This window comes from Rahnella sp. AA, assembly GCF_002834385.1.
Lineage (GTDB): Bacteria > Pseudomonadota > Gammaproteobacteria > Enterobacterales > Enterobacteriaceae > Rahnella.
The window spans coordinates 1-1,185 of record NZ_PITQ01000032.1 but is presented as its reverse complement, the minus strand read 5'-3'; the positions used below and the strand labels follow the sequence as shown (position 1 = coordinate 1,185).

Annotated in this window: 3 protein-coding genes; all 3 read left to right on the top strand. The window is 51.1% G+C overall.

The annotated features are described in order from the left end of the window. Positions 1–65 precede the first annotated feature (65 nt). From CWS43_RS27105 to CWS43_RS27095, 3 genes are read left to right on the top strand one after another with little or no spacing between them, the layout of a single operon-like run. Positions 66–311 carry a hypothetical protein gene (locus tag CWS43_RS27105; RefSeq protein ID WP_101080211.1) on the top strand — a complete coding sequence of 82 codons (246 nt, stop codon included), beginning with the start codon at positions 66–68 and terminating at the stop codon, positions 309–311. Beyond that, complete coding sequence (locus CWS43_RS27100) at positions 304–675, top strand: DUF3085 domain-containing protein (RefSeq protein WP_101080210.1); 372 nt, start codon at positions 304–306, stop codon at positions 673–675. The genes CWS43_RS27105 and CWS43_RS27100 overlap by 8 nt, the downstream gene beginning before the upstream one ends. Beyond that, positions 672–959 (top strand): hypothetical protein, encoded by a 288-nt coding sequence (locus CWS43_RS27095; protein ID WP_101080209.1) that lies wholly within the window; start codon positions 672–674, stop codon positions 957–959. The genes CWS43_RS27100 and CWS43_RS27095 overlap by 4 nt, the downstream gene beginning before the upstream one ends. The last annotated feature ends 226 nt before the right edge of the window (positions 960–1,185 follow it).

Sequence of the window (1,185 nt, the reverse complement as noted above, 5' to 3'; positions counted from 1 at the left end):
TTGCCCTTTGCCGCGCACTAGACCCATACCGTTAGATGAATTTTCACCCTGGAGAGGATTGCAGCATGCACACACATAACGTCAACAGAAAAACCGCCACGACTACCCCACCCGAAAGATGGGGGGCGAAAACCTTCGGTCACCTTATCGACCAAGGGCATTACAACGTGGCCTGTCAGGAAGCTGCGCACGCGCATTACGGCGATAAATTTACGCGTCGCGATGCGTGTGTCTATTTTGTTCACGGGGCGATGGAAGCACTGGGAAGCCTGATCGGCAATTCATTGAAAAAGGGCGATAACGATGAGTAAACTGCATTTTTCCGCCGCCGCGCTGGCACCTGTGCTGGCTGATATACAAAAGAATGTCGGTGAGCTTTGGCTGGTCAGGGATGAAGGTATATATCTGATGGCACAAAACGCATCGCTGAATGCCAGCGGGAAACGCGATCTCGCTTATGCGCAGGGGTTTGATCCCCATGAACCCGTTGAAGAAGGGGAAGATGAAGACGACTGGTTTTTGAAAATGGAGGACGTTTTCGCAGGGGGAGATGCCTCTTACGTGCTGGAATTTTCTCCCCAACTAATGGACTTCCTGACCAAGAAACCCGCTGATCTTTGTATTTTGGTTGAAGACGAGGGCTTTAAATTTACGGCCATGAGGGTGAAATCATGAGTCAGTTTAGCGATGTACAAAACCCACATGAAAGCGTCATGTTAATTGTTGCTGAACTCGATACGGGTACGGGGCTTCATTTTTGTTCGCATCCGGTATTGTCCGGTGCAAATTCCAACCTGTGGTTCCCGCTGCCTGAAGGACAGTCATTGCACTGCGCCGTCGAGCAACTGATGATCATGAATCACGTTGCTCATAATGTTGTCCGGCTTGACGTGTTCCACAAAGGCGACCAGCACACGGACTACAAGGTCATTTTTAACACAGAAATCAGAGTGTGCTGAATAACACAGGGGGAGGGCGATTATACCTTGTCCCTGTGCGTTTCAATTCATTGGAAACAAAACCCAGCGGGCTGCGCCCGCCAGTTCCTGAGACAGGTAGCGGCTGCGCCGCCACTCTTCTCCGGCATGTTACGGGGGCTTGTCTCTCTCTTTCCTTACCTTCTCTTCCTCTCCGGGCTTTATCTCTTCTTCCTGGTCATCGACGGCCGGCGATGCCTTATCCCTA

Coding starts and splice junctions, on each gene's coding strand:
- CWS43_RS27100 (WP_101080210.1), top strand. CDS start 304: ATGAGTAAACTGCATTTTTCCGCCGCCGCGCTGGCACCTGTGCTGGCT.
- CWS43_RS27095 (WP_101080209.1), top strand. CDS start 672: ATGAGTCAGTTTAGCGATGTACAAAACCCACATGAAAGCGTCATGTTA.
- CWS43_RS27105 (WP_101080211.1), top strand. CDS start 66: ATGCACACACATAACGTCAACAGAAAAACCGCCACGACTACCCCACCC.